Here is a 794-nt window from a genome sequence, read left to right on the forward strand (position 1 = left end):
GGTTCGCACAATAAAAAACACATAAAAGCACACCCGAATCCACAATAAAACACATAGACAAACTGATTATATTGTGACATTATTGAGTCGTTAACCCTTGTCCGAACTACTGAGAAATTGTTGCTATCATCATATGTCTCGGAGGATCTCATGTTTAAAGAACTGGTGTCCTATACAACAAAGTATAGATTAAGCTTTCGGATGATCCTCACAAATATTTGTATTGCCGTTTTGCCCATTCTCCTTCTAGGGACAGTGGGCTATTTTTCTTATATTAATATTCTAAAAAAGAACGCACTCGATAATATTAATATTTTCGTGACGCAAACTAACAATCGGTTTGACGAATATTTTTACCGAATGGATCAGCTTTCAAAGTCGATTTTCTTTAACCGGAATGTTCAGTCCATCATGCTCGAGAATAAATCATGGCAGGAATCCGATATTTTGCTGAGAAATTTAAACTCGTACTTGTCATTGGAACCTGCCTTAAAATCCATCGGTATGATTAGTTCAGAAGATTTCCGCTTAGTATCCACAGGAGAACTGCTTATGCATCCTATGGTGACGTATTTGAAAGAGATGGAAAATAAGAACAGAATAAGCAATAAGCTGCAGATTTCTCCTCCATTTTCAAAAGACCAGGGCATACTGGCTTTCAGGAAGGTTAAATCCGTTCTTCCAAACCGATACCTGCAGGAAATTTACATAGGCGTTTTGTTATTGGATACGGAGTGGATACAGCAAATATTACGTTCAGCGGATTTGGCGGATAAAGCAGAGCTCTATATTAT

General features: G+C 37.4%; 1 protein-coding gene. It reads left to right on the plus strand.

Annotation, left to right across the window (positions count from 1 at the left end; translation table 11 throughout):
* Positions 1-150 precede the first annotated feature (150 nt).
* Positions 151-794 (plus strand): hypothetical protein (locus AC1DSE_RS36025; protein WP_477529211.1); only part of this gene is annotated, 644 nt, incomplete at its 3' end.

It is taken from the genome of Paenibacillus sp. 01L418, from assembly GCF_056400045.1.